This window comes from Pseudomonas sp. NPDC090592, from assembly GCF_044769185.1.
Classification (GTDB): domain Bacteria; phylum Pseudomonadota; class Gammaproteobacteria; order Pseudomonadales; family Pseudomonadaceae; genus Aquipseudomonas.
This window is the reverse complement of record NZ_JBIVXJ010000003.1, coordinates 15,434-40,006: the sequence shown is the minus strand read 5'-3', so window position 1 is coordinate 40,006 and position 24,573 is coordinate 15,434. Positions and strand designations below refer to the sequence as shown.

The window sequence follows — 24,573 nt, the reverse complement described above, 5'->3', positions numbered from 1 at the left end:
CGGGCACGCCCGCTCCCACAGGTACATCACAGTATTCAAGACTTGTGATGTACCTGTGGGAGCGGGCGTGCCCGCGAATGGGCCGCAAAGCGGCCCCTCCTGGAATTACAGCTTGATCCAGGTCGCCTTCAGCTCGGTGTACTTCTCCAGTGCATGCAGCGACTTGTCACGGCCGTTGCCCGACTGCTTGAAGCCACCGAACGGCGCGGTCATGTCGCCGCCGTCGTACTGGTTGACCCAGACGCTGCCAGCGCGCACGGCACGGGCGGTCTTGTGGGCCTTGGAAATGTCCGAGGTCCAGATGCCAGCAGCCAGGCCATACGGGGTGTCGTTGGCAATGGCGATGGCTTCTTCGGCGGTGTCGAAGGCGATCACCGACAGCACTGGGCCGAAGATCTCTTCCTGGGCAATCTTCATGGCGTTGGTCACGCCGTCGAAGATGGTCGGCTCGACGTAGGTACCGCCAGTCTCTTCCAGCGTGCGCTTGCCGCCGGCCAGCAGCTTGGCGCCGTCCTTGTGGCCGGCGTCGATGTACGACAGCACGGTGTTCATCTGCTGGGTGTCGACCAGGGCACCTACGGTGGTCTGCGGGTCCAGCGGGTTGCCTGGCTTCCAGCCTTTGAGGGCCTCGACCACCATCGGCAGGAACTTGTCCTTGATCGAACGCTCGACCAGCAGGCGCGAACCTGCGGTGCACACTTCGCCCTGGTTGAAGGCGATGGCGCTGGCAGCAGCTTCAGCTGCAGCTTGCAGGTCCGGCGCGTCGGCAAAGACGATGTTCGGGCTCTTGCCGCCGGCTTCCAGCCAGATGCGCTTCATGTTCGACTCGCCCGCGTAAACCATCAGCTGCTTGGCGATCTTGGTGGAACCTGTGAACACCAGGGTGTCGACGTCCATGTGCAGGGCCAGGGCCTTGCCCACGGTGTGGCCGTAGCCTGGCAGCACGTTCAGCACGCCAGCCGGGATACCGGCTTCGATCGCCAGCTGGGCGATGCGGATGGCAGTCAGCGGGGATTTTTCGGACGGCTTGAGCACCAGCGAGTTGCCGGTAGCCAGGGCCGGGGCGATTTTCCAGCAGGCCATCAGCAGCGGGAAGTTCCACGGCACGATGGCGCCGACCACGCCCACCGGCTCACGGGTAACCAGGCCAAGCTGGTCGTGTGGCGTCGGGGCGACTTCGTCGTAGACTTTGTCGATGGCTTCGGCGGTCCAGTGAATGGCTTGCGCCGCGCCCGGCACGTCGATGCTGGAGGAGTCACCGATCGGCTTGCCCATGTCCAGGGTTTCCAGCAGCGCCAGCTCTTCGACGTTCTTGCGCAGCAGGTCGGCGAAGCGGATCAGCTTGGCCTTGCGCTTGGCCGGGGCCAGTTGCGACCACACGCCGGAGTTGAAGGTGGCGCGGGCGTTTTCCACTGCGCGGTTGGCATCGGCCAGGTCGCAGCTGGCAACCTTGGCCAGGAAGCGTCCGTCGACCGGGCTCAGGCACTCGAAGGTTTCACCGGATGCGGCATCGGTGTATTCGCCGTTGATGAAGGCACGGCCTTCGATCTTCAGTTGCTGGGCACGTTGTTCCCAGTCCGCACGGGTCAGGGTGGTCATACGAAACTCCTCCTCTTGTTTAGGTGCAACGCCGCACTGAGGACTCACAAGCGTTGTCAGAATTCTGGCCGGGCGACGCGCGCACACGGGCAAGCGATACCCTAAACCAGCCGGGGTAAACTATCAATATATTTGACACGCAAGGCTTAAATGCCTACTGATGTTCATTTTATTAAACAACAACAGGAGCCGCACCATGAGAATAGACAGCATCATCGACTTCGCGCAGGTGATCACCGAAGCCGAACGCTACCGCCCGGCGGCGGAAAAGATCCTCAAGGGCGAGCCGGACCAGGCAGTCTACAACCACTATTCCAGCCCATGCGGGCAGTTTGCCGCTGGCGTCTGGGAAGGTGAAGTGGGCCAGTGGACAGTGAACTACACCGAGCACGAATACTGCGAGATCGTCCAGGGCGTTTCGGTACTGCGCGACCAGGAGGGCGGGGCCAAGACCCTGCGTGCCGGCGATCGGTTCGTCATTCCGGCCGGGTTCAAGGGCACCTGGGAGGTGCTGGAGCCTTGCCGCAAGATTTATGTGATGTTCGAGCAGAAATAATCAGTGGCTGTGCCGGCCTCTTCGCGGGCTTGCCCGCTCCCACAGGGATCTCACTGCCCTCAAGGGCTGTGATGTACTTGTGGGAGCGGGCAAGCCCGCGAAGAGGCCCTGGCAGGCATAAAAAAACCCGCGTCCTTTCGGATGCGGGTTTTTTTCAGGTCGCCGATCAATTACTTGATCTTGGCTTCCTTGTACACCACGTGCTTGCGAACAACCGGATCATATTTCTTGATCTCGATTTTGTCCGGGGTGGTGCGCTTGTTCTTGTCGGTGGTGTAGAAGTGGCCGGTACCGGCACTCGAAACCAGACGGATCAATTCACGCATGATGTTCTCCCTTAAACCTTGGCGCCAGCTTTACGGATGTCAACCAGAACGGCGTCGATGCCGCGCTTGTCGATGATACGCATGCCTTTGGCGGAAACGCGCAGACGCACGAAACGCTTCTCGGATTCAACCCAGAAACGGTGGTGCTGCAGGTTCGGCAGGAAACGACGACGGGTTTTGTTGTTTGCGTGGGAAATGTTGTTCCCGGTTACTGGACCCTTACCAGTAACTTGACAGACTCTCGACATGACTCAGCCCTCTAAAACCACATGCCCAACCCGGCATGGGTTGGCCGCTTAATCTCTCAGTCTTTGGCGCCTGGGCGCCGTGATTCTGGAGGTCTTATCGACCGGATCCGCTTATGCGACAGGCCGAGCCCCTAGAAAAGAGCGCTGCTTTATACCAGAAAGACTTTGCTGCAACAACTGCGGATGCACATTGCCGCAAGCCAGAACGCGCCGGGCCAGCATAGCGGCAGGCCCCGCCAGCCGTCGACCGCTCGTCGCCATATTTGTAAAAAAGGATGTGGTCATTTGCCTGCAGGCGCACTAGGGTAGGCCTTTTCCAGACTGCACTGGCAGATGGGCCACTGACAGCCAAGGAGCCACCATGCGTGTTGCCGCCCTTTCCTTATTGTTCAAATCCATGCTCGCTGCCGGCGCCCTGTTCGCTGCCGGCGTTGCCCAGGCGGCGCCGCTGAGCGTTTGCAGCGAAGCCAGCCCTGAAGGCTTCGACGTGGTGCAGTACAACTCGCTGACCACCACCAACGCCACGGCTGACGTGCTGATGAACCGGCTGGTGGAGTTCGACGCAGCGCAAGGCAAGGTGGTGCCGAGCCTGGCGGCCAGCTGGACGGTGTCGGTCGACGGCCTGGTGTATGACTTCACCCTGCGCGATGACGTGAAATTCCACACCACCGCCTACTTCAAGCCAAGCCGCGAGCTGAACGCTGACGATGTGCTGTTCAGCTTCCAGCGCATGCTCTACCCCGCCCATGCCTGGCACAAGACAGCACCGGGGGGCTACCCGCATGCCCAGTCGCTGCAACTGGGCAGCCTGATCAAGGCGATCGAGGCCCCGGCGCCAAACACCGTGCGTTTTACCCTCAGCCATCCGGACGCCACGTTCCTGGCCACCCTGAGCATGGGCTTCGCCTCGATCTACTCCGCCGAATATGCCGACAAGCTGCTGAAGGCCGGCACGCCCGAGAAGCTCAACAGCCAGCCGATCGGCACCGGGCCGTTCGTGTTCCAGCGTTTCCAGAAGGACGCCGTGGTGCGTTACCGCGCCAACCCGGACTACTTCGCCGGCAAGCCAGCGGTCGACCCGCTGATCTTCGCCATCACCACCGATGCCAACGTGCGCCTGCAGAAGCTCAAGCGTGGCGAGTGCCAGGTGGCCCTGTCGCCCAAGCCGCTGGATATTGCCGAAGCGGGCAAGGATGGCAACCTCAAGGTAGCGACTACCCCGGCCTTCATGACCGCCTTCGTCGCCATCAACAGTCAGCACCCGCCGCTGGACAAGCCGGAAGTGCGCCAGGCGATCAACCTGGCCTTCGACAAACAGGCCTACCTGAAGGCTGTGTTCGAAGACTCTGCAGTGGCCGCCAACGGCCCCTACCCGCCTAATACCTGGAGTTACGCCAAGGACCTGCCCGGCTACCCGCTGGACTTGAAGAAAGCCAAGGCGCTGCTGGCCAAGGCCGGTATGGCCGAGGGTTTCAGCACCACCATCTGGACCCGCCCGTCGGGCAGCCTGCTCAACCCCAACCCCAGCCTGGGTGCGCAGATGCTGCAGGCCGACCTGGCCAAGATCGGCATCAAGGCCGAGATTCGCGTGATCGAATGGGGCGAGCTGATCCGCCGCGCCAAGGCCGGCGAGCATGACCTGCTGTTCATGGGCTGGGCAGGCGACAACGGCGACCCGGACAACTTCCTGAGCCCGCAGTTTTCCTGTGCCGCAGTGGAGTCGGGGACCAACTTTGCACGCTTCTGCGACAACCGCCTGGACCAGCTGATCAGCGCCGGGCGCACCACCAACGACCAGAGCGTGCGCAGCCGGCTGTACCAGCAGGCGCAAGCGCTGATCCAGCAGCAGGCGCTGTGGGTGCCACTGGCGCACCCGACGGCGGCGACCCTGCTGCGCCAAGGGGTCGAGGGGTATCAGGTAAGCCCGTTCGGGCGGCTGGATTTCAGCAAGGTTTCGGTGACCAAGTGAGTTCGGGGCGCCTGCCTTGAGGGGTGTGGCGCCTGGGAGATCGAGCGCCGCCCGCGCGGCGCTTCGCGGGACAAGCCCGCTCCCACATCTGTTTCGGGCCAATCAGTCCTGCGAGATCACCGCTGTCCGCCTTGTTTGTCCCGTTCAATATCGGCTGCACCGCTGTTCTCCAGCCATACACCCAAGGTGCGCGCGCCTAAGGCACAGGAATCATTGGCCCGAAACAGATGTGGGAGCGGGCTTGTCCCGCGAAGCGCCGCGCGGGCGGCGCTCGATCTCCCAGGCGCCAGACCTCTCAAGACAGGCACCTGGCAGCCCTGACCCTATTGACCCGCCTCAGGCCACAATCCACCCCTGCTCAACCATCGACAACGGCTCCCCGTCACCAATGATGATGTGATCCAGCACCCGCACATCGATCAACGCCAAACCCCGCTTCAACGACACGGTCAGATGCACATCATCCTGGCTCGGCTCACTGTTGCCTGAGGGATGGTTGTGGCACAGGATCAACGCCGCCGCGTTATGCAGCAGTGCCCGCCGTACCACTTCCCGCGGGTAGACACTCGCCCGGTCGATGGTGCCCCTGAACAGGATCTCGAACGCCAACGGCCGATGCTTGGTGTCGAGAAACAGGCACCCGAACACTTCGCTGATCTCATGTCGCAGCATCGCTTTCAAGTAACGCCGCACCGTTTCCGGGCTGTCCATGGCTGATTCACGCTCAATCGAGGTTGCAAGATGCCTGCGCCCTATCTCCAGCAATGCCTGCAACTGGCTATACCTCACCGGGCCGAGCCCAAGCTCTCCGACAAAGGCCTCGCGGTCGGCCTCCAGCAACTGCCGCAAGCTGCCGAACTTCACCAGCAACCGTCGCGAAAGCTCCACGACATTACGCCCACGTACGCCTGAGCCGAGAAAAACAGCCAGCAGTTCCGTATCGGTCAGGCTCCCTGCCCCACGCTGCAACAACTTCTCCCTGGGCCGTTCTTGCGCCGGCCACTCCCTGATATTCATCCCGCCCCTCTGCCTTTGCTGCGGCCCATTTCGGCCCTGTGTTAATCTATTTCGCCTCGTACATGCGACGTTCTGCCGCAGGCATTTTCGAACGTCGCCGCCCGCTCTCACTGGAAAAAGGCAAGCCTATGCAGCGGCTGTATCGCAAGCGCATCGTTCTCGGCGTAGGGGGCGGCATTGCCGCCTACAAAAGCGCCGAGCTGATTCGCCGACTCCTGGAGCACGGCGCGCAGGTGCGCGTCGTCATGACCCGTGGTGGTGCCGAGTTCATCACCCCGCTGACCCTGCAGGCGCTGTCGGGCCACCCGGTGCACATGGACCTGCTCGACCCGGCCGCCGAAGCGGCCATGGGCCATATCGAACTGGCCAAGTGGGCCGACCTGGTGCTGATCGCACCGGCCACTGCCGACCTGATGGCACGCATGGCCCAAGGCATGGCCGATGACTTGCTGACCACCTTGGTACTGGCCACCGACGCCACCGTGGCCGTGGCCCCGGCCATGAACCAGGCCATGTGGCGCGACCCGGCCACCCAGGCCAACCTCGAACTGCTCAAGAGCCGCGGTATTCAGGTGTTCGGCCCGGCCTCCGGCAGCCAGGCCTGTGGCGACGTCGGCCTGGGCCGCATGCTAGAAGCCACCGACCTGGCCTGGTGCGCCGCAGAAAGCTTCAAGCGCCAGGCCCTGACCGGCAAGCACGTGCTGATCACCGCCGGCCCGACCCAGGAAAACATCGACCCGGTGCGCTACATCACCAATCATAGCTCCGGCAAGATGGGCTTTGCGCTGGCCGAAGCGGCCGCCGAAGCCGGGGCTCGGGTAACCCTCGTCACCGGCCCTGTGCACCTGCCAACCCCCGACCGGGTCAGCCGCATCGACGTGGTCAGTGCGCGGGACATGCTCGCGGCCTGTGAAGCAGCCATGCCGTGCGACCTGTTCATCGCCTCGGCGGCGGTTGCGGACTACCGCCCGGAAGTGGTTGCCGCGCAAAAACTGAAGAAAGATCCTACGACCGGCGACGGCATGCTGCTGCAGATGGTGCGCAATCCCGATATCCTTGCCACCATTGCTGGCCGCGCCGACCGCCCGTTCAGCGTCGGCTTTGCCGCCGAGACCGAACACTTGCTCGATTACGCCACGCGCAAGCTCAAGGACAAGAACCTCGACCTGATCGTCGCCAATGATGTGGCCAACCCCAGCATCGGCTTCAACAGCGAAGAAAACGCCTTGACCGTGATCGACCGCCAGCAGCACCAGACCCTCTTCGCGCAGACCAGCAAGGGCAAGATTGCCCGGCAACTGGTCGCCTTCATCGCCGAACGGCTCAACCAGGTTCAATAAGTTACATGCACGCTCTTCAAGCCAAGATCCTCGACCCACGCCTGGGCAGCGAATTCCCGCTGCCAACGTACGCCACCCCCGGCTCCGCCGGCCTCGACCTGCGCGCCCTGCTCAAGGAAGACACTATCCTTGAGCCAGGCCAAACCCTGCTGATCCCTACCGGCCTGTCGATCTACATCGGCGACCCGGGCCTTGCCGCAGTCATCCTGCCGCGCTCGGGCCTGGGCCATAAGCACGGCATCGTGCTGGGCAACCTGGTCGGCCTGATCGACTCGGACTACCAGGGCGAGCTGATGGTGTCGTGCTGGAACCGCGGCAATACCCCGTTCACCATCGCTGTTGGCGAGCGCATCGCCCAGTTGGTGCTGGTACCGGTAGTACAAGCCCATTTCGATATCGTCGAAGCATTCGATGAAAGCCAGCGTGGCGCTGGCGGCTTCGGTCACTCCGGCAGCCACTGAGCCGGCAAATGACCGTTCAGGCCAAGGATGGCGAACTCTCTGGCGAAACCACCGTCCAAGCGTTCAGTTTGCGCCTGCCCAGAAAGCCTTTGACTAATGGAGCTTCCAGAGATGAACGACATGGCCCACCTGGTCCCCGCCGCATTGCCAGACAGCATTTTCCGCGCGTATGACATCCGCGGCGTGGTCGGCAAGACCCTTCACGCCGAAACCGCCTACTGGATCGGCCGCGCCATCGGCGCGCAAAGCCTGGCCCAGGGCGAACCGCAGGTTTCGGTCGGCCGTGATGGCCGCCTGTCCGGCCCGATGCTGGTCGAGCAGCTGATCAAGGGCCTGGTCGATGCCGGCTGCCACGTCAGTGACGTCGGCCTGGTGCCCACCCCTGCCCTGTACTACGCCGCCAACGTATTGGCCGGCAAGTCGGGGGTGATGCTGACCGGCAGCCACAACCCATCGGACTACAACGGTTTCAAGATCGTCATCGCGGGCGACACCCTGGCCAACGAACAGATCCAGGCCCTGCTGACCCGCCTGAAAACCAACGACCTGACCCTGGCCGAAGGCCGTGTGGAAAAAGTCGAGATCCTGGACCGCTACTTCCAGCAGATCGTCAGCGACGTGAAGCTGGCCAAAAAACTAAAAGTGGTGGTGGACTGCGGCAACGGCGCTGCTGGCGTGATTGCGCCGCAACTGATCGAAGCCCTGGGCTGCGAAGTGATCCCGCTATTCTGCGAGGTCGACGGCAACTTCCCCAACCACCACCCGGACCCGGGCAAGCCGGAAAACCTCGAAGACCTGATCGCCAAGGTCAAGGAAACCGGCGCCGACATCGGCCTGGCTTTCGACGGTGACGGCGACCGCGTCGGCGTGGTGACCAACACCGGCAGTATCGTCTACCCCGACCGCCTGCTGATGCTGTTTGCCCAGGACGTACTGGCACGCAACCCGGGCGCCGAGATCATCTTCGATGTCAAATGCACCCGGCGCCTGACCCCGCTGATCGAACAGCACGGCGGCCGCGCACTGATGTGGAAGACCGGTCATTCGTTGATCAAGAAGAAGATGAAACAGACCGGTTCGCTGCTGGCCGGCGAGATGAGCGGTCACATCTTCATCAAGGAACGCTGGTACGGTTTTGACGATGGCATCTACAGTGCCGCGCGCCTGCTGGAGATCCTCAGCAAGGCCGGGCAAAGCGCCGAAAACCTGTTTGCCGCCTTCCCGAACGATATTTCCACGCCGGAAATCAATATTGATGTGACCGACGAGGGTAAATTCAGCATCATTGATGCACTGCAACGCGACGCCGACTGGGGCGAAGCCAACCTGACCACCATCGACGGTGTGCGGGTCGACTATGCCCACGGCTGGGGCCTGGTTCGCGCCTCCAACACCACGCCGGTGCTGGTGCTGCGCTTCGAGGCCGACAGCGAAGCCGAGTTGCAACGTATCAAGGATGTATTCCGTACCCAGTTGCTGCGGGTTGAGCCTGAGCTGCAACTGCCGTTCTGACCGACTATCTGTTCCTTACAGGAGCCCTGCATGACCCTCGATCGCGATGCCGCTTCCCATGTAGCCGAGGTTTTGTCCGAAGCACTGCCTTACATTCGCCGCTTTGTCGGCAAGACCCTGGTGATCAAGTACGGCGGCAACGCGATGGAAAGCGAGGAGCTGAAAACCGGCTTCGCCCGTGACATCGTGCTGATGAAGGCTGTGGGCATCAACCCGGTGGTGGTCCACGGTGGTGGCCCGCAAATCGGCGACCTGCTCAAGCGCCTGTCGATCGAAAGCCACTTCATCGACGGCATGCGCGTCACCGACTCGGCGACCATGGACGTGGTAGAGATGGTGCTGGGTGGCCAGGTCAACAAGGACATCGTCAACCTGATCAACCGCCACGGCGGCAGCGCCATCGGCCTGACCGGCAAGGACGCGGAGCTGATCCGCGCGCGCAAGCTGACCGTCAGCCGCCAGACGCCCGAGATGACCACCCCGGAAATCATCGACATCGGCCACGTTGGCGAAGTGGTGAGCGTGAACACCGACCTGCTGAACATGCTGGTGAAAGGCGACTTCATCCCGGTCATCGCGCCAATCGGCGTGGGTGCCAACGGTGAGTCGTACAACATCAACGCCGACCTGGTGGCGGGCAAGGTGGCCGAGGCGTTGAAGGCCGAGAAGCTGATGCTGCTGACCAACATCGCCGGCCTGATGGACAAGCAGGGCCAGGTCCTGACCGGCCTGACCACCGAGCAGGTCAACGAACTGATCGCCGACGGCACCATCTACGGTGGCATGCTGCCGAAGATCAAATGTGCGCTTGATGCAGTGCAGGGCGGCGTGAACAGCTCGCACATCATCGACGGCCGCGTGCCGAATGCCGTGCTGCTGGAGATCTTCACCGACAGCGGCGTGGGTACTCTGATTACCAACCGCAAGCCGCGCTGAGTAATTAGTTAACCTGTTCTGGCCTCTTCGCGGGCGCGCCCGCTCCCACAGGTTTGGCGCCATCCCTGTGGGAGCGGGCATGCCCGCGAAGAGGCCAGAACAGGCGACACAAAAAAAGGCGACCTTCACAAGAAGGTCGCCTTTTTCATTGCCAGGTCAGGATCAGATCCCGTACTGCGCCCGGTAAGCCTCGACAGCCGGCAGATGCTGCTTCAGCTGCGGGTCATCGGCCAGGAACTCCAGTACCTGGGTCAGCGAAACGATGCTGACTACCGGGATACCAAAGTCACGCTCCACTTCCTGGATTGCCGACAGCTCGCCATTGCCACGCTCTTCGCGGTTCAGCGCGATCAGCACACCGGCGGCCTTGGCCTGCTGGGCATTGATGATCTGCATGACCTCACGAATGGCGGTACCGGCAGTGATCACGTCGTCGATGATCAGCACCTCACCGGCCAGCGGCGCGCCAACCAGGCTGCCGCCTTCGCCGTGGTCCTTGGCTTCTTTGCGGTTGAAGCACCATGGCACGTCGAGCTGATGCTGGTCCGCCAAGGCCACGGCAGTAGTCGCCGCCAAAGGGATACCCTTGTAGGCCGGGCCAAACAGTACGTCGAACGGGATCTTGCTGTCGACGATGGCTGCAGCGTAGCAACGCCCCAGCTCGGCCAGAGCGGAACCGGTGTTGAACAGGCCGGCATTGAAGAAATACGGGCTGGTACGCCCCGATTTCAGGGTGAATTCACCGAAACGCAGTACCCCGCGATCGATGGCAAAACGGATAAAGTCGCGCTGATACGGCTGCATGAATAGTCCCGGACACCACGGATTTAGCTAAATGGGTTGAGCTCGGGTATCATACACGCACGAGATTTTTGGGGCCATTTATGCGGATCATCAGTGTGAACGTTAATGGCATTCAGGCTGCGGCCGAGCGTGGTTTGCTCAGCTGGCTACAAGCCCAGAATGCCGACGTCATCTGCCTTCAGGATACCCGCGCCTCGGCCTTTGAACTCGATGACCCAGCTTTCCAGCTCGATGGCTATTTCCTTTATGCCTGCGACGCGGAGGTGCCTGCCCAAGGTGGTGTGGCCCTTTACTCGCGCATGCAGCCCAAGGCAGTCATCACCGGCCTGGGCTTCGAGACAGCCGACCGCTACGGGCGTTACCTGCAAGCAGATTTCGACAAAGTCAGTATTGCCAGCCTGCTGTTGCCTTCGGGCATGAACGGCGACGAAGACTTGAACCAGAAGTTCAAGTTGATGGACGACTTCGCCAAGTACCTGGACAAGCAACGCCGCAAGCGTCGCGAGTACATCTACTGCGGCTCGTTCTACGTGGCGCAGCAGAAGCTCGACATCAAGAACTGGCGTGACAGCCAGCAGTCGCCGGGCTTCCTGGCGCCGGAGCGCGCCTGGATGGATGCGATCACGGGCGAGATGGGTTACGTGGATGCCCTGCGCGAAGTCAGCCGTGAAGGTGACCAGTACAGCTGGTGGCCGGACAACGAGCAGGCCGAAATGCTCAACCTGGGCTACCGGTTCGACTACCAGATCCTCACCCCGGGCCTGCGCCGCTTCGTGCGCAACGCCCGCCTGCCGCGTCAGCCGCGCTTCTCGCAGCATGCGCCGCTGATTGTCGACTATGACTGGACGTTGACCATCTAAAGCCGATTGGGGCTGCTTTGCAGCCCATTCGCGGGCACGCCCGCTCCCACAGGAATAGCGTCGCTTTCACTGACGGCGCCGTACCTGTGGGAGCGGGCGTGTCGATGCGTCGAACCGCCGCGAATGGGCCACAGAAAATCTATTTGATCGGCCGCCAGATCATCGGGTAACGATACGGCTTGCCCTCATTGGCCCGCACCGCGGCAATGATGATCAGGATCAGCACCGCCACTGTCAGCATGGCGAACAGCACCAGCCCGATGACCACGAACATCAGCAAGAAGCAGATGAACCCGGCAATGGTCACGCTGATCTGAAAGTTCAGCGCCTCTTTGCCCTGGGCGTCGATGAAAGGGTCTTGCTCGCGCTTGAGGTGCCACAGCACCAGCGGGCCCAGCAGGTGCCCGAGCGGCACCACCAGGCCCAGCAGCGCGGAGAGGTGGCAGAACATTGCCCATTGCCGGATCTCGGCATTGGGCGGGGTGATCGACAGGTTCGAATCGCTCATGCCCCGCTCCTCCCTGGCTGGCTTCAGTCGGCCAGTGCCGCCTGCTGCAGTTCGAAGATTTCAGTCATGCCCTTCTGCGCCAGCGCCAGCATGGCGTTGAAGTCTTCCGGCTGGAACGGCGCACCTTCGGCAGTGCCCTGCACTTCGATGAAGCCACCGGCGCTGGTCATGACCACGTTCAGGTCGGTTTCGGCGGCGGAGTCTTCGAGGTAGTCCAGGTCGAGCACAGCTTCGCCCTGGTACATGCCCACCGACACGGCAGCGATCATGTGCTTGAGCGGGTTGCCGCCCTTCAGGCCGCCGCGCTTCTTGATCACCGCCAGGGCGTCGCACAGGGCGACCATGGCACCGGTGATGGATGCGGTACGGGTGCCGCCATCGGCCTGGATCACGTCGCAGTCGACGTACAGGGTGATGTCGCCCAGCTTGCTCATGTCCAGCGCGGCGCGCAGCGAGCGGCCAATCAGGCGCTGGATTTCCAGGGTGCGGCCACCCTGCTTGCCACGGCTGGCTTCGCGCTGGTTACGCTCACCGGTGGAACGCGGCAGCATGCCGTATTCGGCGGTCAGCCAGCCTTGGCCCTGGCCTTTGAGGAAGCGCGGCACACCGTTTTCCACGCTGACCGTGCAGATGACCTTGGTGTCACCGAACTCGACCAGTACCGACCCTTCGGCGTGCTTGGTGTAGTTGCGGGTGATGCGGATCGAGCGGAGCTGATCGGCGGCGCGACCACTTGGACGTTTCATCTGGGATACCTGTACTGGGACTTTGAATCTGCCGAGCATTATAGAGCCCGAAGCGCGGGGAAGACATGCCTATTGTCGCGCCCGCCACAGCCCGTCGCCTTTTCCTACCCCGGCGTTCCCCCCTCTGTAACATAGGTGGATTGGGCGCCAAGGCGCCACTGCGCTACAATCCTGCGCCTTGAAGCCGAGAGGCTCCCAACGTTCATTCAACTACGCGAGGTACTCCCCATGGTGCACAGCATGACCGCTTTTGCTCGTGTCGAGCGCGCCGGCAGCCAAGGCACCCTGGTCTGGGAACTGCGCTCGGTCAACCACCGCTACCTGGAACCTCACCTGCGCTTGCCCGAGGCCCTGCGCGACCTTGAAGGCGGCGTCCGTGAAGGCCTGCGCCAGGGCCTGTCGCGGGGCAAGGTGGAATGCACCTTGCGCCTCAATGAAGACAGCAACGGCAAGCCGCTGAAGGTAGACCACGAGCGCGCCGCGCAACTGGTCGCAGCCGCCGAGGAAGTGGCCGGGCTGATCAAGCAGCCGGCACCCCTCAACCCGCTGGAGGTGCTGTCGTGGCCAGGCGTGCTGGTGGCCGACACCAGTGACCCGCAGGCGCTGAACGCCGAAGCCATGGCACTGTTCGACGAAGCCCTGGCCGAACTCAAGGCCGGGCGCCAGCGCGAAGGCCAGGAACTGGCCCGGCTGATCAACGATCGCCTGGACAACATGACCAGCGAAGTCACCACCCTGCGCGCCCTGGTGCCGCAGATGCTGGCCGCGCAGCGGCAGAAGATCCTCGACCGCTTCGGCGACATGCAGGCCGAACTCGACCCGCAGCGCCTGGAGCAGGAAATGGTGTTGCTTGCCCAGAAGAGCGACGTGGCCGAGGAACTCGACCGCCTCTGCACCCACGTTACCGAAGTGCGCCGGGTGCTCAAGGGTGGCGGAGCCGCCGGCCGGCGCCTGGACTTCCTGATGCAGGAACTCAACCGCGAGGCCAACACCCTCGGCTCCAAGGCCTTCGACCCACGCAGCACACAAGCGGCGGTCAACCTGAAGGTATTGATCGAACAGATGCGTGAACAAGTACAGAACATCGAGTAAGGCCACCCCGACCATGAACCACAGCAGCGGCACCCTCTACATCGTTTCGGCCCCTTCGGGCGCCGGCAAGACCAGCCTGGTAACGGCCCTGACCAAGGACGACCGGCAGATCCGCGTTTCGGTCTCGCACACCACCCGCGCCATGCGCCCGGGTGAGGAGCACGGGGTGAACTATCACTTCGTCGTCCACGAGGAATTCAAGGCGCTGATCGCGCAAGGCGACTTCCTGGAGCATGCCGAAGTGTTCGGCAACTTCTACGGCACTTCGCGCAGCGCGTTGCAGCAGACCCTGGACCAGGGTTATGACCTGATCCTGGAAATCGACTGGCAAGGCGCCCAGCAGGTGCGCAAGCTGATGCCGCAGGCATTGTCGGTGTTCATCCTGCCGCCAAGCCAGGAAGCGCTGCGCCACCGCCTGGACGGCCGTGGGCAGGACAGTGAAGAGATCATTGCCGGGCGCATGAAAGAAGCGGTCACCGAGATGGTGCACTACGACGAGTATGACTACGTGATCATCAATGATGATTTCGACGTGGCGCTGGAAGATTTGAAGGCGGTGTTCCGTTCGAATCGCCTGGTGTTGAAGAAGCAGCAGCAGCGCCACAGCGAGTTGCTGAAAGAGTTGCTCTCCTGAGGGACCGCATGGGGCTGCTTTGCAGCCCTTTCGCGACACAAGGCCGCTCCCACATTGGATGGCGTACGCCGTGCCTTTGTGGGAGCGGCCTTGTGTCGCGATAGGGGCGCAAAGCGCCCCCCGCTTTATTCCTGCAACGGCAAGGTAGCCTGCTGACGCAGGGTAGCCCCCAGGAAATACGCCGGCGCGCGCATGCGCGACAGCATCATCAGCCCGATGCCCAGCACCGAGATGATCGCGGCAATCACGAATACCAGCCCCAGCCCACCCACATGCGAGCCACTGCCGAAGTCCGGCGAGGCGCTGTCGATGGCGGTGCGCAAGAAGATCACCGACAAGATCACCCCTCCTACCAGCGGGCACAGGCCACGCATGATGAAGTGGCGCAGGCTGTCGAACAGGCTGTCGCGGAAGTACCAGACGCAAGCAAACGCAGTCAGCGAATAGTAGAAGCAGATCATCATGCCCAACGCGGTGATGGTATCCGCCAGCACGTTCTCGCTCAGGCTACGCATGGTCACGTAGAACAGGCCCGCTGCCACACCCGCACAGATGGTGGCATAACGTGGGGTTTGCGAACGCGGGCAGACAGTGGCGAACTTCTGCGGTACGGCGCCGTAGTAACCCATGGCCAACAAGGTGCGCGCCGGCGCCACGAAGGTCGACTGCAGCGATGCCGCCGTGCTGGCCAGCACGGCGATGGACATCAAAATCGCCAACGGCCCCATGACCGGGCCAGCCAGGTGGGCAAAGACGTTCTCCTGGATGCGCGGGTTGTTCAGGCCCAGGCCTGTTTCGCTGATACCTGCAAACTGCAAGGTAGCGATGGCGGTGAACAGGTACAGGCCGAGGATCAGCATCACGGTCCAGGTGGCGGCCTTGCCGGGCACCTCTTCGCTGCCCACCGACTCTTCGCTGACGGTCAGGCAGGTATCCCAACCCCAGAAGATGAAGATCGACAGCGACAACCCGGCGGCAAAGGCCGAGAACGACTCGACACCGAACGGGTTGAACCAGGCGAAATCGAACTCCAGTGGCGGCGTCGCGGCGGTGCCGCCGAATGCGGCGACCGCAAAGCCGATCAACACCACCAACTGCAAGGCCACCAGGCCGTACTGCACGGTCATGGTTGTGGCAATGCCGCGACAGCAGATCCACACCGCCAGCGCGATGAACACGCAGCAGGTGCTGATGTTGATCAGCAGGTTGTCGGCCAATGCCGCCAGCTCATGCTTGCCGGTGATCTGGCCCAGGAACAGGTAGAAGAAGTCGACCGCCACCCCCGCCAGGTTCGACAGCACGATGGTGGTGGCCACCACCAACCCCCAGCCGCCAATCCAGCCGATCATCGGGCCGAAGGCACGCGCCGACCAAGTGAACGACGTGCCGCTGTCCGGCTCTGCCGAGTTCAGTTCGCGGTAGCCCAGGGCCACCAGCAGCATCGGCAGGAAGCCGACGATGAACACGGCTGGCAAGTGGGCACCGACCTCGCGCACGGTCGGGCCGAGGGCGCCAGTGAGGGTGTAGACCGGGGCGATGGTGGAAATGCCCAACACCACGGTAGCCAGCAAGCCCAGCCGGCCTTTGGCCAGACCCTTGCTGCTCTGGGTGTTACCCGCGTCGGCCACCACGTCGGGTGGGCGGCCGGCTTCTGTGTAATTGCTCATGAGTATTTGCCGTAAATTTTGGAATTGTTTTCGCAGGCCTTGCGCACAAGGCCTGCTTTCACTCATTGAAAGCTTGCTGCCGGGGACAAGTCATCCGAGACCTTCGGGTGACGTCAGAATGCCTTCTGCCGTACATCCTCCCGTGCTGCGTAGGCAATGCATGCCTCGCGAAACGCCTGGAACAGGCGCAGCGAGACCGGGTTTTCGCTAAAGCGCCACTCCGGGTGTCACTGCACACCGAGCACAAAGCCCGGCGCAGCGGGCATGGACACCGCTTCGATCAGGCCATCCGGGGCCCGTGCCTCGACGCGCAGGCCAGGGGCCAGGCGGTCGATGCCCTGGCTGTGCAGCGAGTTGACCTCGAACTGCGCAGCCAGGCCCAGGCGCTCGAACAACCCGCCAGGCTCGATGCCGACCAGGTGACGAGGGCCGTATTGCACTTCCAGGGGTGCGTCCTCAGGTTCGCGGTGGTCGAGATAGCCGGGCAACTCCTGCACACGCTGATGCAGGCTGCCGCCAAGCGCCACGTTCAGTTCCTGGTAGCCACGGCAGATGCACAACACCGGCACACCGGCGGCAATGGCCGCCTGCAGCAGCGGCAGGGTCAGCCGGTCACGCGCCAGGTCGTGACGGGTACCCGCCACGCTGGGGGCGCCATTGTAATGATGCGGTTCGATATTTGAAGGCGAGCCGGTAAAAACAATGCCGTGCAGGCGGGCCAGCAGCGCTTGCGTGTCGCTGCCCCCGTCACGGGCCGGCAAGATCAGCGGCAAGCCGGCAAAGCCGGCCGCCTCGACATACTTGTCGCCTACCGTGTGCGACGAGTTCTTCCCTACCTGCTGACGGCAGGCGCTGACACCGATCAAGGGGACCGCAGTTGCGCTCATGGGCTTACACCGTGTGCAGGTACCAGTTGTACTCAAGGTCGGAGATCGACACTTCGAACTCGGCCAGTTCGCTTTCCTTGCAGGCCACGAAGATATCGATGTAGTCCGGGCTGATGTATTGGTTGAGGACTTCGCTGTCGTCCAGCGCGCGCAGGGCATCGCGCAGGTTGTTCGGCAGGCTTTGCTCCAGTTGTTCGTAGGAGTTGCCTTCGATCGGCGCATCCGGCTCGACCTTGTTGGTCAGGCCGTGATGCACGCCGGCCAGGATAGCCGCCAGCATCAGGTACGGGTTGGCGTCGGCACCGGCCACGCGGTGCTCCAGGCGCACGTTGTCGCTGCTGTCGGTGGGTACGCGCACGGCCACGGTGCGGTTGTCCAGGCCCCAGCTCGGCGCATTGGGCACGTAGAACTGCGCGCCGAAACGGCGGTAGGAGTTGATGTTCGGGCACAGGAAAGCCATCGACGCCGGCATGGTCTCGAGCACGCCACCGATGGCGTGGCGCAGCGTGTCGCTTTGCAGCGGGTCGTCACTGGTAAAGATGTTCTTGCCGGTTTTCTTGTCCAGCAACGAAATGTGCACGTGCAGGCCGTTGCCTGCCTGGCCCGGGTAGGGCTTGGCCATGAAGGTGGTGTCCATTTCATGGTCGTAGGCCACGTTCTTGATCAGGCGCTTGAGCAGGATTGCGTAGTCGCAGGCCTTCAGCGGGTCGGCCACGTGGTGCAGGTTGACCTCGAACTGCGCCGGAGCGCTTTCCTTGACGATGGCATCGGCCGGCAGGCCCTGCTCCTTGGCCGCCTCGAGCATGTCCTGCAGGCAGTCGGCATATTCGTCGAGGTCGTCGATCAGGTACACCTGGGTCGACTGCGGGCGCTTGCCGGAAATGGGCGAACGCGGCGGCTGCGGGCGGCCGTTGAGGTTGTCCTGGTCGATCAGGTAGAACTCCAGCTCGAACGCAGCGCAAATATCCAGGCCCAGGTCGTCGAACTTGCTCACGATCTGGCGCAGCACTTCACGCGGGTCGGCAAAGAACGGCTGGCCGTCCAGTTCATGCATGGTCATCAGCAGCTGGGCGGTCGGGCGCTTTTGCCACGGTTCATCCGACAGCGAGCCAGGGATCGGGAAGCAGATACGGTCGGCATCGCCGATGTCCAGGCCAAGGCCGGTGCTTTCCACGGTGGAGCCGTTGATGTCCAGGGCGAACAGCGATGCCGGCAGGTTGATGCCCTTTTCGTACACCTTGTGCAGGCTGGCCCGCTCGATGCGCTTGCCACGTACCACGCCATTCATGTCGGAGATCAGCAGATCGACGTACTGCGTGTCCGGATGGGCCTGGAGGAAGTCATTCATCTCGCTGGAAGAACTGGCGCACGGGGTTACCGACGTCATGGCTGTACATCCTTTGATTTGCTGCGGCGATGTGGGGATACGGCTGGCGCCTCACGGGCGACGATGGTTGCAGCTGTTGTTCTTTTCACTTTCCCATCGTGGGGATTGGTTACCCGACCGGGCGCATTGATTCCGGGGGGCCGTTTCACTATAAAATGGCCCTGACGCAACAGACATTGGCAATTCGGCAAGCAGAGCGTGCACCAATGCAATATCAGATTACCCACGCCGACCTCTCCCTGGTCCTGGCACTGGAGCGTGGCCGGTCGCTGGCCAAGGCCGCCGAGCTTCTGAAAGTCGACGTGTCGACGGTATTCCGCTCGATCCGTCGGCTCGAGTCAGCGCTGGGTACAGCCTTGTTCGTCAAGAGCCGCAAGGGTTACCTGCCGACCGATACCGCCCAGGCCCTGGCCGAACAGGCCGAGCGCGCCGAGCAGGCGCTGGAGGCGGCGCGCATCGCCATGACCAGCGGCGAGCAGGTGGTAAGCGGCACTGTGCGGCTGACCTGCACCGAGGCGGTGATGCACAGCCTGCTGCTGCCAGCGCTGGCCGAATTCATGCCCAACTATCCGGCCCTGTCGCTGGAAATGGGCACGTCCAACACCTTTGCCAACCTCAGCCGACGCGACGCCGATATTGCCCTGCGCCTGACCAACACGCCACCGGAGCACCTGGTAGGCCGCAACCTGGGGTCTACCTCCTACGTGGTGTGTGGCCAGCCACAGTGGCGTGATCGCCTGGCCGAGTCGCCCGTCAGCACGCCGTGGATCGCCCCTGACGACTCGATGCAGGACCACCCCACGGTGGTCTGGCGCAACCAGCAGCACCCTGGGCTGAGCCCGCGCTACCAGTGCAGCAGCATGTCGACCATCGCCCAGCTGGTGACCGCCGGGCTGGGCGTGGCGGCGCTGCCGGACTACATGGTGCATGCGCTACCCGGGGTGGATGCGCTGAGCGGGCCGCTGGCCGGCTGTGACACCCAGTTGTGGCTGCTGACCCGGCCGGATTGCCGGGCGTTGCGCTCGGTGCAGACATTGTTCGAAGAGCTGACCCCACGGTTGCGCGGCGCGATGCTCTGAGGTTATCGTCAGGTTCATGCAGTGAGGGTGTCTGTTCCGGCCCTTTCGCGGCTGAAGCCGCTCCCACAGGGTGCGGTGGCAGGCTGGGGGATGAAGCGCCCGACAAAACAGCGCTTCCCTATTGGCTGGTGATTTTTTAAACTATCGAGTCCGCCTGCCCATTACTGGGCTGCACGCCCACCGCATTTGCTACTGAGGAAGACCATGGCCCGCGTAACTGTTGAAGACTGCCTGGAACACGTGGATAACCGCTTTGAGCTGGTCATGCTCTCGACCAAGCGCGCTCGCCAGCTGGCGACCGGCGGCAAAGAGCCACGCGTTGCGTGGGAAAACGACAAGCCAACCGTTGTTGCCCTGCGTGAAATCGCCGAAGGCATCGTCACCAACGAGTTCATCGCTGCTGAAGAGATCGTCACCGAGGATCCGGTGTTCGCCGCGTTCGAGGACGAGTCCAACGAGGCTGTCTGATTGATGCCAGGTCGACGTCGCACGGCGCAAGGCCCTCTTCCTCCGCAGGAGGTGAACCCATGCCGGGTATAGAAGCCTTGGCCGAACGGCTGTCGACCTACCTTGGCCCCGAACAGGTCAACCTGGTCCGGCGCGCCTATTTCTACGCCGAACAGGCCCACGACGGGCAGCGCCGCCGCAGCGGCGAGCCCTACGTGACCCATCCGCTGGCCGTGGCCAGTATCCTCGCCGACATGCACATGGACCATCAGAGCCTGATGGCGGCCATGCTGCACGACGTGATCGAAGACACCGGCATCGCCAAGGAAGCCCTCAGCCAGCAATTTGGCGAGACCGTGGCCGAACTGGTCGATGGGGTCAGCAAGCTGACCCAGATGAACTTCGAGACCAAGGCCGAGGCGCAAGCCGAAAACTTCCAGAAGATGGCCATGGCCATGGCCCGCGATATCCGCGTGATCCTGGTCAAACTGGCCGACCGCCTGCACAACATGCGTACCCTGGAAGTGCTGTCTGGCGAAAAACGCCGGCGCATCGCCAAGGAAACCCTGGAAATCTACGCGCCCATTGCCAACCGCTTAGGCATGCACACCGTGCGCGTGGAGTTCGAGGACCTTGGCTTCAAGGCCATGCACCCGATGCGCTCGTCGCTGATTCACCGGGCGGTGAAAAGCGCACGCGGCAACCGCAAGGAGATCGTCGCCAAGATCGAGCAGTCGCTGGCCAACTGCCTGGCCGTCGACGGTATCCAGGGCGAGGTCAGCGGCCGGCAGAAACACCTCTATGGCATCTACAAGAAGATGCGCGGCAAGCGCCGTGCCTTCAACGAGATCATGGACGTGTACGCCTTCCGCATCATCGTCGACAAGGTCGACACCTGCTACCGCGTGCTCGGCGCCGTGCACAACCTGTACAAGCCGCTGCCCGGTCGCTTCAAGGACTACATCGCAATCCCCAAGGCCAACGGCTACCAGTCGTTGCACACCACGCTGTTCGGCATGCACGGCGTGCCCATCGAAATCCAGATCCGCACCCGCGAGATGGAAGAGATGGCCAACAACGGCATCGCCGCGCACTGGCTGTACAAGTCCAACGATGACGAGCAGCCCAAGGGCAGCCACGCCCGCGCACGCCAGTGGGTCAAGGGCATCCTTGAACTGCAGCAACGTGCCGGCAACTCGCTGGAATTCATCGAAAGCGTGAAGATCGACCTGTTCCCGGACGAGGTCTACGTGTTCACGCCCAAGGGCCGCATCATGGAGCTGCCCAAAGGCTCCACGGCCGTCGATTTTGCGTATGCGGTGCACACCGACGTGGGCAACAGCTGCATCGCCTGCCGCATCAACCGCCGTTTGGCGCCGCTGTCCGAACCGCTGCAAAGCGGCTCGACGGTGGAAATCGTCAGCGCCCCGGGCGCACGGCCAAACCCGGCCTGGCTGAACTTCGTGGTGACCGGCAAGGCACGCACGCACATCCGCCACGCACTCAAGCAGCAGCGTCGCTCCGAGTCCATCAGCCTGGGCGAACGCCTGCTGAACAAGGTGCTCACCGGTTTCGACAGCAGCCTGGAGAAAATCCCGCAGGAACGTATCCAGGCGATTCTTGCCGAGTACCGCCAGGAACTGATCGAAGACCTGCTCGAAGACATCGGCCTGGGCAACCGCATGGCGTACGTGGTCGCACGCCGCCTGTTGTCGGCCGACGGCGAGCAGTTGCCCGCGCCGGAAGGCCCGCTGGCGATCCGTGGTACCGAAGGCCTGGTGCTGAGCTACGCCAAGTGCTGTACGCCGATTCCGGGTGACCCGATCGTCGGCCACCTGTCGGCTGGCAAAGGCATGGTCGTGCACCTTGAGAATTGCCGCAACATCAGTGAAATCCGCCACAACCCGGAGAAATGCGTGCAGCTCTCCTGGGCCAAGGACATCACAGGTGAGTTCAATGTCGAACTGCGTGTCGAACTGGAGCACCAGCGCGGCCTGATCGCCCTGCTGGCCAGCAGCGTCAACGCCGCCGACGGCAACATCGAGAAAATCAGCATGGACGAACGCGACGGCCGTATCAGCGTGGTCCAACTGGTGGTCAGCGTGCACGACCGCGTGCACCTGGCGCGTGTGATCAAGAAGCTGCGTACCCTGACCGGTGTGGTCCGCATCACCCGCATGCGTACGTAGTCCGCCAACCGCAAGGAGTCATCATGAGCAAGACCGTCATTACCAGCGACAAGGCCCCAGCCGCTATCGGTACCTACTCGCAGGCGATCAAGGCCGGCAACACCGTGTACATGTCGGGCCAGATCCCGCTGGACCCGAAGACCATGGAACTGGTTGAAGGCTTCGAAGCCCAGACCGTGCAGGTGTTCGAGAACCTCAAGTCCGTGGCTGAAGCCGCTGGCGGTTCGTTAAAGGACATCGTCAAGCTGAACATCTTCCTCACCGACCTGAGCCACTTCGCCAAGGTCAACGAGGTCATGGGCCGCTACTTCGAGCAGCCATACCCGGCCCGCGCCGCCATCGGCGTTGCCGCGCTGCCGAAAGGCGCCCAGGTCGAGATGGACGCCATCCTGGTCATCGAATGATGCCCCGGTGACGGGCGCCCTGCCCGTCACCCCTCCTCTGCAAGGTTATCCCGTCATGCGTCAAGCATTGCCCCTCGTGCTGGCAGCCCTGCTACTGGGCGGCTGCGCCAGCCACAAACCTGAAGATTTCAACGGCACCTGGATCAACCAGGACGCCATCACTGCGGCCGTCAAAGGCGGCAGCTTGCGCCAGGCGCTGAACGAGCATGGCCCGGTGTTCGAGTGGAAGCTCGACGTCGCCAACCAGCAAGCCAGCTACAGCAATGGCTTCGAGGCCGCTGACGGCCAGCTGAGCGCCAATGAAAAGCAATGGCAAGCCAGCTTCGAGGGCGGCCAGACCGAACAGCTGTCGCTTGATGGTGACGAGCTGCTAACCGTCGATCAACGGGGTGCCAAGCAGGCTTTCGTACGCGCCAAAACGCCTGCGGCTGCCAATGCCCCGCTGGGTAGCAACTTCGAGAAGGCGTTGTACCAGGCTTACCTGGGTGGCAACTGGAAGATCACCGAAGGCCAAGGCAAAGGTGCCAGCGTGCGCTTCAGCGACACCGGCAACGTCACCGGCCTGCCCGGGCCAGACCGCTTCGCCCTGTGCCTGGCGGGCGACTGCGCGACCATGGGCGGCAGCAACGACAGCCTGTGGCTGGAGCGTAACCAGCGTGGTGCGCCATTCATCATCAAACGCGATGGCGACAGGCTGGAGATTTTCCAGGCCGTGAACCGTGCGCAGCCGGATGAAATGCCGGAGCTGGCGGCGGGTACGCTTCAGTGGGTGCTGGAGAAGGACTGAAAGCGGACTTCGAGCCAGGCACTACCCTTGTGGGAGCGGGCGTGCCCGCGAAACAGACGACGCGGTGGGTGGCACCGGCTTTGCCGGTGTTCGCGGGCACGCCCGCTCCCACAAGAGACCGCGCCCGGCTAATGAGTCAGTTTTTTCCTTTCAGGATGGCTGCATACCCTTCCTTGTAACTCGGATACTCCGGCACCCAGCCCAACGCCCGCGCCCGGGCATTGCTGCAGCGTTTGCTGCCCGTACGCCGCACCCGCTGCTCATCGGACCACTCGGTAACCCCCATGTACTCGCGTAGCCAGGCCACCACGTCGGCCAGTGGCGCCGGGTCGTCATCAACGCCAATATAGTAGTCGTCCAGCACCTTGCCATCGGCATCGGCCTGCAGCAGGTGCGCCAGCAGGCCGGCGGCATCCTCGGCATGAATGCGGTTGCCATACAGCGGCGGCTCCTCGGCCACGCGGTAACCCTGACGCACCTGGCTCAGCAGCCATTCACGACCAGGGCCATAGATACCGGTCAGGCGCACCACGCTCGCCGGGATGCCGCTGCCCAGCGCCAGCTGTTCAGCCTCCAGCATCACCCGCCCGGAATAGCCCTCGGGCTCGGTGGCTGCACCTTCTTCGATCCATTCACCGTCTTTTTGCGCATACACGCTACTGCTCGATACAAACAGCAGGCGACGCGGGCGCTGACCACGCTCGGCCAGCCAAGCCAGTACATGGCGCAGGCCTTCGACATAGGCAGCCTGGTAGCCCGCCTCGTCGTGCTGGCTGGCCGCCACGCAGTAGACCAGGTAGTCCAGCGAACCCTGTGGCCAGGCTTGCGGGATCGACGACTCGGCCAGATCGGCGGCAATCGGTGTAACGCCTGCAGGCAGATGCCCGACCGAACGGCGCAGGCCGCTTACCTGCCAGCCTTTGGCCAGCATCTGCTTGGCAAAGCGCCCACCTACATCACCACATCCCACCACCATCACGGAAAGGTCTGACATCACTAAACTCCCTAGACCAATTGATCAGCCCGCCACGCTACACGATGGGTGGCTAGACCATAGGCGAAAAAAGCAACAAGATTACTTTTGTTAACAAGAATTACTTGCAATAATGGCAGCCAAT

General features: G+C 62.8%; 23 protein-coding genes and 2 pseudogenes. 14 read left to right on the top strand and 11 right to left on the bottom strand.

Features of this window, described 5'->3' with window-relative positions; translation table 11 throughout:
* Positions 1-105: 105 nt before the first annotated feature.
* Positions 106-1,599, bottom strand: a complete 1,494-nt coding sequence (locus tag ACIQUI_RS03090) for an aldehyde dehydrogenase (RefSeq protein ID WP_403194863.1) — start codon at positions 1,597-1,599, stop codon at positions 106-108.
* A gap of 196 nt (positions 1,600-1,795) precedes the next feature.
* Here ACIQUI_RS03090 and ACIQUI_RS03085 point away from each other — a divergent pair, with 196 nt between their 5' ends.
* Positions 1,796-2,155 (top strand): cupin domain-containing protein, encoded by a 360-nt coding sequence (locus tag ACIQUI_RS03085; RefSeq protein WP_060494039.1) that lies wholly within the window; start codon positions 1,796-1,798, stop codon positions 2,153-2,155.
* Positions 2,156-2,325: 170 nt separating this feature from the next.
* On the opposite strand, the gene rpmG is transcribed toward ACIQUI_RS03085, so the two are convergent.
* Together rpmG and rpmB are read right to left on the bottom strand one after the other, a co-directional pair.
* Positions 2,326-2,481 carry a 50S ribosomal protein L33 gene (rpmG, locus tag ACIQUI_RS03080; protein WP_003253507.1) on the bottom strand — a complete coding sequence of 52 codons (156 nt, stop codon included), beginning with the start codon at positions 2,479-2,481 and terminating at the stop codon, positions 2,326-2,328.
* An 11-nt stretch (positions 2,482-2,492) separates the two neighbouring features.
* Positions 2,493-2,729, bottom strand: coding sequence for a 50S ribosomal protein L28 (gene rpmB / locus ACIQUI_RS03075; RefSeq protein ID WP_003253504.1), 237 nt, complete (start codon positions 2,727-2,729; stop codon positions 2,493-2,495).
* 361 nt (positions 2,730-3,090) lie between these two features.
* Between rpmB and ACIQUI_RS03070 the strand changes: the two genes are divergently transcribed.
* Complete coding sequence (locus ACIQUI_RS03070; RefSeq protein ID WP_403194861.1) at positions 3,091-4,698, top strand: ABC transporter substrate-binding protein; 1,608 nt, start codon at positions 3,091-3,093, stop codon at positions 4,696-4,698.
* 336 nt (positions 4,699-5,034) lie between these two features.
* Here ACIQUI_RS03070 and radC read toward each other — a convergent pair whose 3' ends face one another.
* A complete protein-coding gene (gene radC / locus ACIQUI_RS03065) occupies positions 5,035-5,715 on the bottom strand; it encodes a DNA repair protein RadC (protein ID WP_403194859.1) in 681 nt (226 codons plus the stop codon).
* A 128-nt stretch (positions 5,716-5,843) separates the two neighbouring features.
* Between radC and coaBC the strand changes: the two genes are divergently transcribed.
* The 4 genes and pseudogenes from coaBC to argB all read left to right on the top strand — a co-directional run bounded on the left by coaBC (position 5,844) and on the right by argB (position 9,964).
* Complete coding sequence (gene coaBC, locus ACIQUI_RS03060; RefSeq protein WP_391131415.1) at positions 5,844-7,055, top strand: bifunctional phosphopantothenoylcysteine decarboxylase/phosphopantothenate--cysteine ligase CoaBC; 1,212 nt, start codon at positions 5,844-5,846, stop codon at positions 7,053-7,055.
* 5 nt (positions 7,056-7,060) lie between these two features.
* Positions 7,061-7,516 (top strand): dUTP diphosphatase, encoded by a 456-nt coding sequence (dut, locus tag ACIQUI_RS03055; RefSeq protein WP_112249414.1) that lies wholly within the window; start codon positions 7,061-7,063, stop codon positions 7,514-7,516.
* 144 nt (positions 7,517-7,660) lie between these two features.
* Positions 7,661-9,028 (top strand): annotated as a pseudogene (locus ACIQUI_RS03050) (phosphomannomutase/phosphoglucomutase); the annotation flags it as partial.
* 30 nt (positions 9,029-9,058) lie between these two features.
* Positions 9,059-9,964 (top strand): acetylglutamate kinase, encoded by a 906-nt coding sequence (gene argB / locus ACIQUI_RS03045; RefSeq protein ID WP_004575216.1) that lies wholly within the window; start codon positions 9,059-9,061, stop codon positions 9,962-9,964.
* 162 nt (positions 9,965-10,126) lie between these two features.
* Here the strand turns inward: argB and pyrE are convergent, their stop codons facing one another.
* Positions 10,127-10,768 (bottom strand): orotate phosphoribosyltransferase, encoded by a 642-nt coding sequence (gene pyrE / locus ACIQUI_RS03040; protein ID WP_014861506.1) that lies wholly within the window; start codon positions 10,766-10,768, stop codon positions 10,127-10,129.
* 80 nt (positions 10,769-10,848) lie between these two features.
* On the opposite strand from pyrE, the gene ACIQUI_RS03035 reads away from it, so the two are divergent.
* Positions 10,849-11,628 carry an exodeoxyribonuclease III gene (locus ACIQUI_RS03035; protein WP_003253401.1) on the top strand — a complete coding sequence of 260 codons (780 nt, stop codon included), beginning with the start codon at positions 10,849-10,851 and terminating at the stop codon, positions 11,626-11,628.
* Between the two features lie 139 nt (positions 11,629-11,767).
* Here the strand turns inward: ACIQUI_RS03035 and ACIQUI_RS03030 are convergent, their stop codons facing one another.
* Both ACIQUI_RS03030 and rph read right to left on the bottom strand, forming a co-directional pair.
* Positions 11,768-12,136, bottom strand: coding sequence for a DUF4870 domain-containing protein (locus ACIQUI_RS03030; protein WP_403194856.1), 369 nt, complete (start codon positions 12,134-12,136; stop codon positions 11,768-11,770).
* A 23-nt stretch (positions 12,137-12,159) separates the two neighbouring features.
* Entirely contained in the window at positions 12,160-12,882 is a 723-nt protein-coding gene (gene rph, locus ACIQUI_RS03025) for a ribonuclease PH (RefSeq protein WP_009681991.1), read from the bottom strand.
* A 228-nt stretch (positions 12,883-13,110) separates the two neighbouring features.
* Here rph and ACIQUI_RS03020 point away from each other — a divergent pair, with 228 nt between their 5' ends.
* Both ACIQUI_RS03020 and gmk read left to right on the top strand, forming a co-directional pair.
* Positions 13,111-13,974: a YicC/YloC family endoribonuclease gene (locus ACIQUI_RS03020; RefSeq protein ID WP_403194853.1), complete on the top strand. Its 864-nt coding sequence runs from the start codon at positions 13,111-13,113 to the stop codon at positions 13,972-13,974.
* Positions 13,975-13,987: 13 nt separating this feature from the next.
* Positions 13,988-14,608: a guanylate kinase gene (gene gmk / locus ACIQUI_RS03015; RefSeq protein ID WP_403194851.1), complete on the top strand. Its 621-nt coding sequence runs from the start codon at positions 13,988-13,990 to the stop codon at positions 14,606-14,608.
* A 125-nt stretch (positions 14,609-14,733) separates the two neighbouring features.
* Here the strand turns inward: gmk and ACIQUI_RS03010 are convergent, their stop codons facing one another.
* The 3 genes and pseudogenes from ACIQUI_RS03010 to ACIQUI_RS03000 all read right to left on the bottom strand — a co-directional run bounded on the left by ACIQUI_RS03010 (position 14,734) and on the right by ACIQUI_RS03000 (position 18,549).
* Positions 14,734-16,275 carry an APC family permease gene (locus ACIQUI_RS03010; protein WP_403194850.1) on the bottom strand — a complete coding sequence of 514 codons (1,542 nt, stop codon included), beginning with the start codon at positions 16,273-16,275 and terminating at the stop codon, positions 14,734-14,736.
* A gap of 113 nt (positions 16,276-16,388) precedes the next feature.
* Positions 16,389-17,162: pseudogene (locus ACIQUI_RS03005) on the bottom strand (gamma-glutamyl-gamma-aminobutyrate hydrolase family protein).
* 4 nt (positions 17,163-17,166) lie between these two features.
* Positions 17,167-18,549 carry a glutamine synthetase family protein gene (locus tag ACIQUI_RS03000; RefSeq protein ID WP_403194848.1) on the bottom strand — a complete coding sequence of 461 codons (1,383 nt, stop codon included), beginning with the start codon at positions 18,547-18,549 and terminating at the stop codon, positions 17,167-17,169.
* 206 nt (positions 18,550-18,755) lie between these two features.
* Between ACIQUI_RS03000 and ACIQUI_RS02995 the strand changes: the two genes are divergently transcribed.
* The 5 genes from ACIQUI_RS02995 to ACIQUI_RS02975 all read left to right on the top strand — a co-directional run bounded on the left by ACIQUI_RS02995 (position 18,756) and on the right by ACIQUI_RS02975 (position 23,455).
* A complete protein-coding gene (locus tag ACIQUI_RS02995) occupies positions 18,756-19,628 on the top strand; it encodes a LysR family transcriptional regulator (protein WP_403194846.1) in 873 nt (290 codons plus the stop codon).
* 204 nt (positions 19,629-19,832) lie between these two features.
* Positions 19,833-20,096, top strand: coding sequence for a DNA-directed RNA polymerase subunit omega (rpoZ, locus tag ACIQUI_RS02990; protein WP_012312123.1), 264 nt, complete (start codon positions 19,833-19,835; stop codon positions 20,094-20,096).
* A gap of 59 nt (positions 20,097-20,155) precedes the next feature.
* Entirely contained in the window at positions 20,156-22,264 is a 2,109-nt protein-coding gene (gene spoT, locus ACIQUI_RS02985) for a bifunctional GTP diphosphokinase/guanosine-3',5'-bis pyrophosphate 3'-pyrophosphohydrolase (RefSeq protein WP_391131381.1), read from the top strand.
* Positions 22,265-22,287: 23 nt separating this feature from the next.
* A complete protein-coding gene (locus tag ACIQUI_RS02980; RefSeq protein ID WP_403194844.1) occupies positions 22,288-22,668 on the top strand; it encodes a RidA family protein in 381 nt (126 codons plus the stop codon).
* 55 nt (positions 22,669-22,723) lie between these two features.
* On the top strand, positions 22,724-23,455 hold the full coding sequence (locus tag ACIQUI_RS02975; protein WP_403194843.1) for a hypothetical protein: 732 nt from the start codon (positions 22,724-22,726) through the stop codon (positions 23,453-23,455).
* 136 nt (positions 23,456-23,591) lie between these two features.
* On the opposite strand, the gene ACIQUI_RS02970 is transcribed toward ACIQUI_RS02975, so the two are convergent.
* Entirely contained in the window at positions 23,592-24,449 is an 858-nt protein-coding gene (locus tag ACIQUI_RS02970) for an SDR family oxidoreductase (protein ID WP_403194841.1), read from the bottom strand.
* Positions 24,450-24,573: the final 124 nt, after the last annotated feature.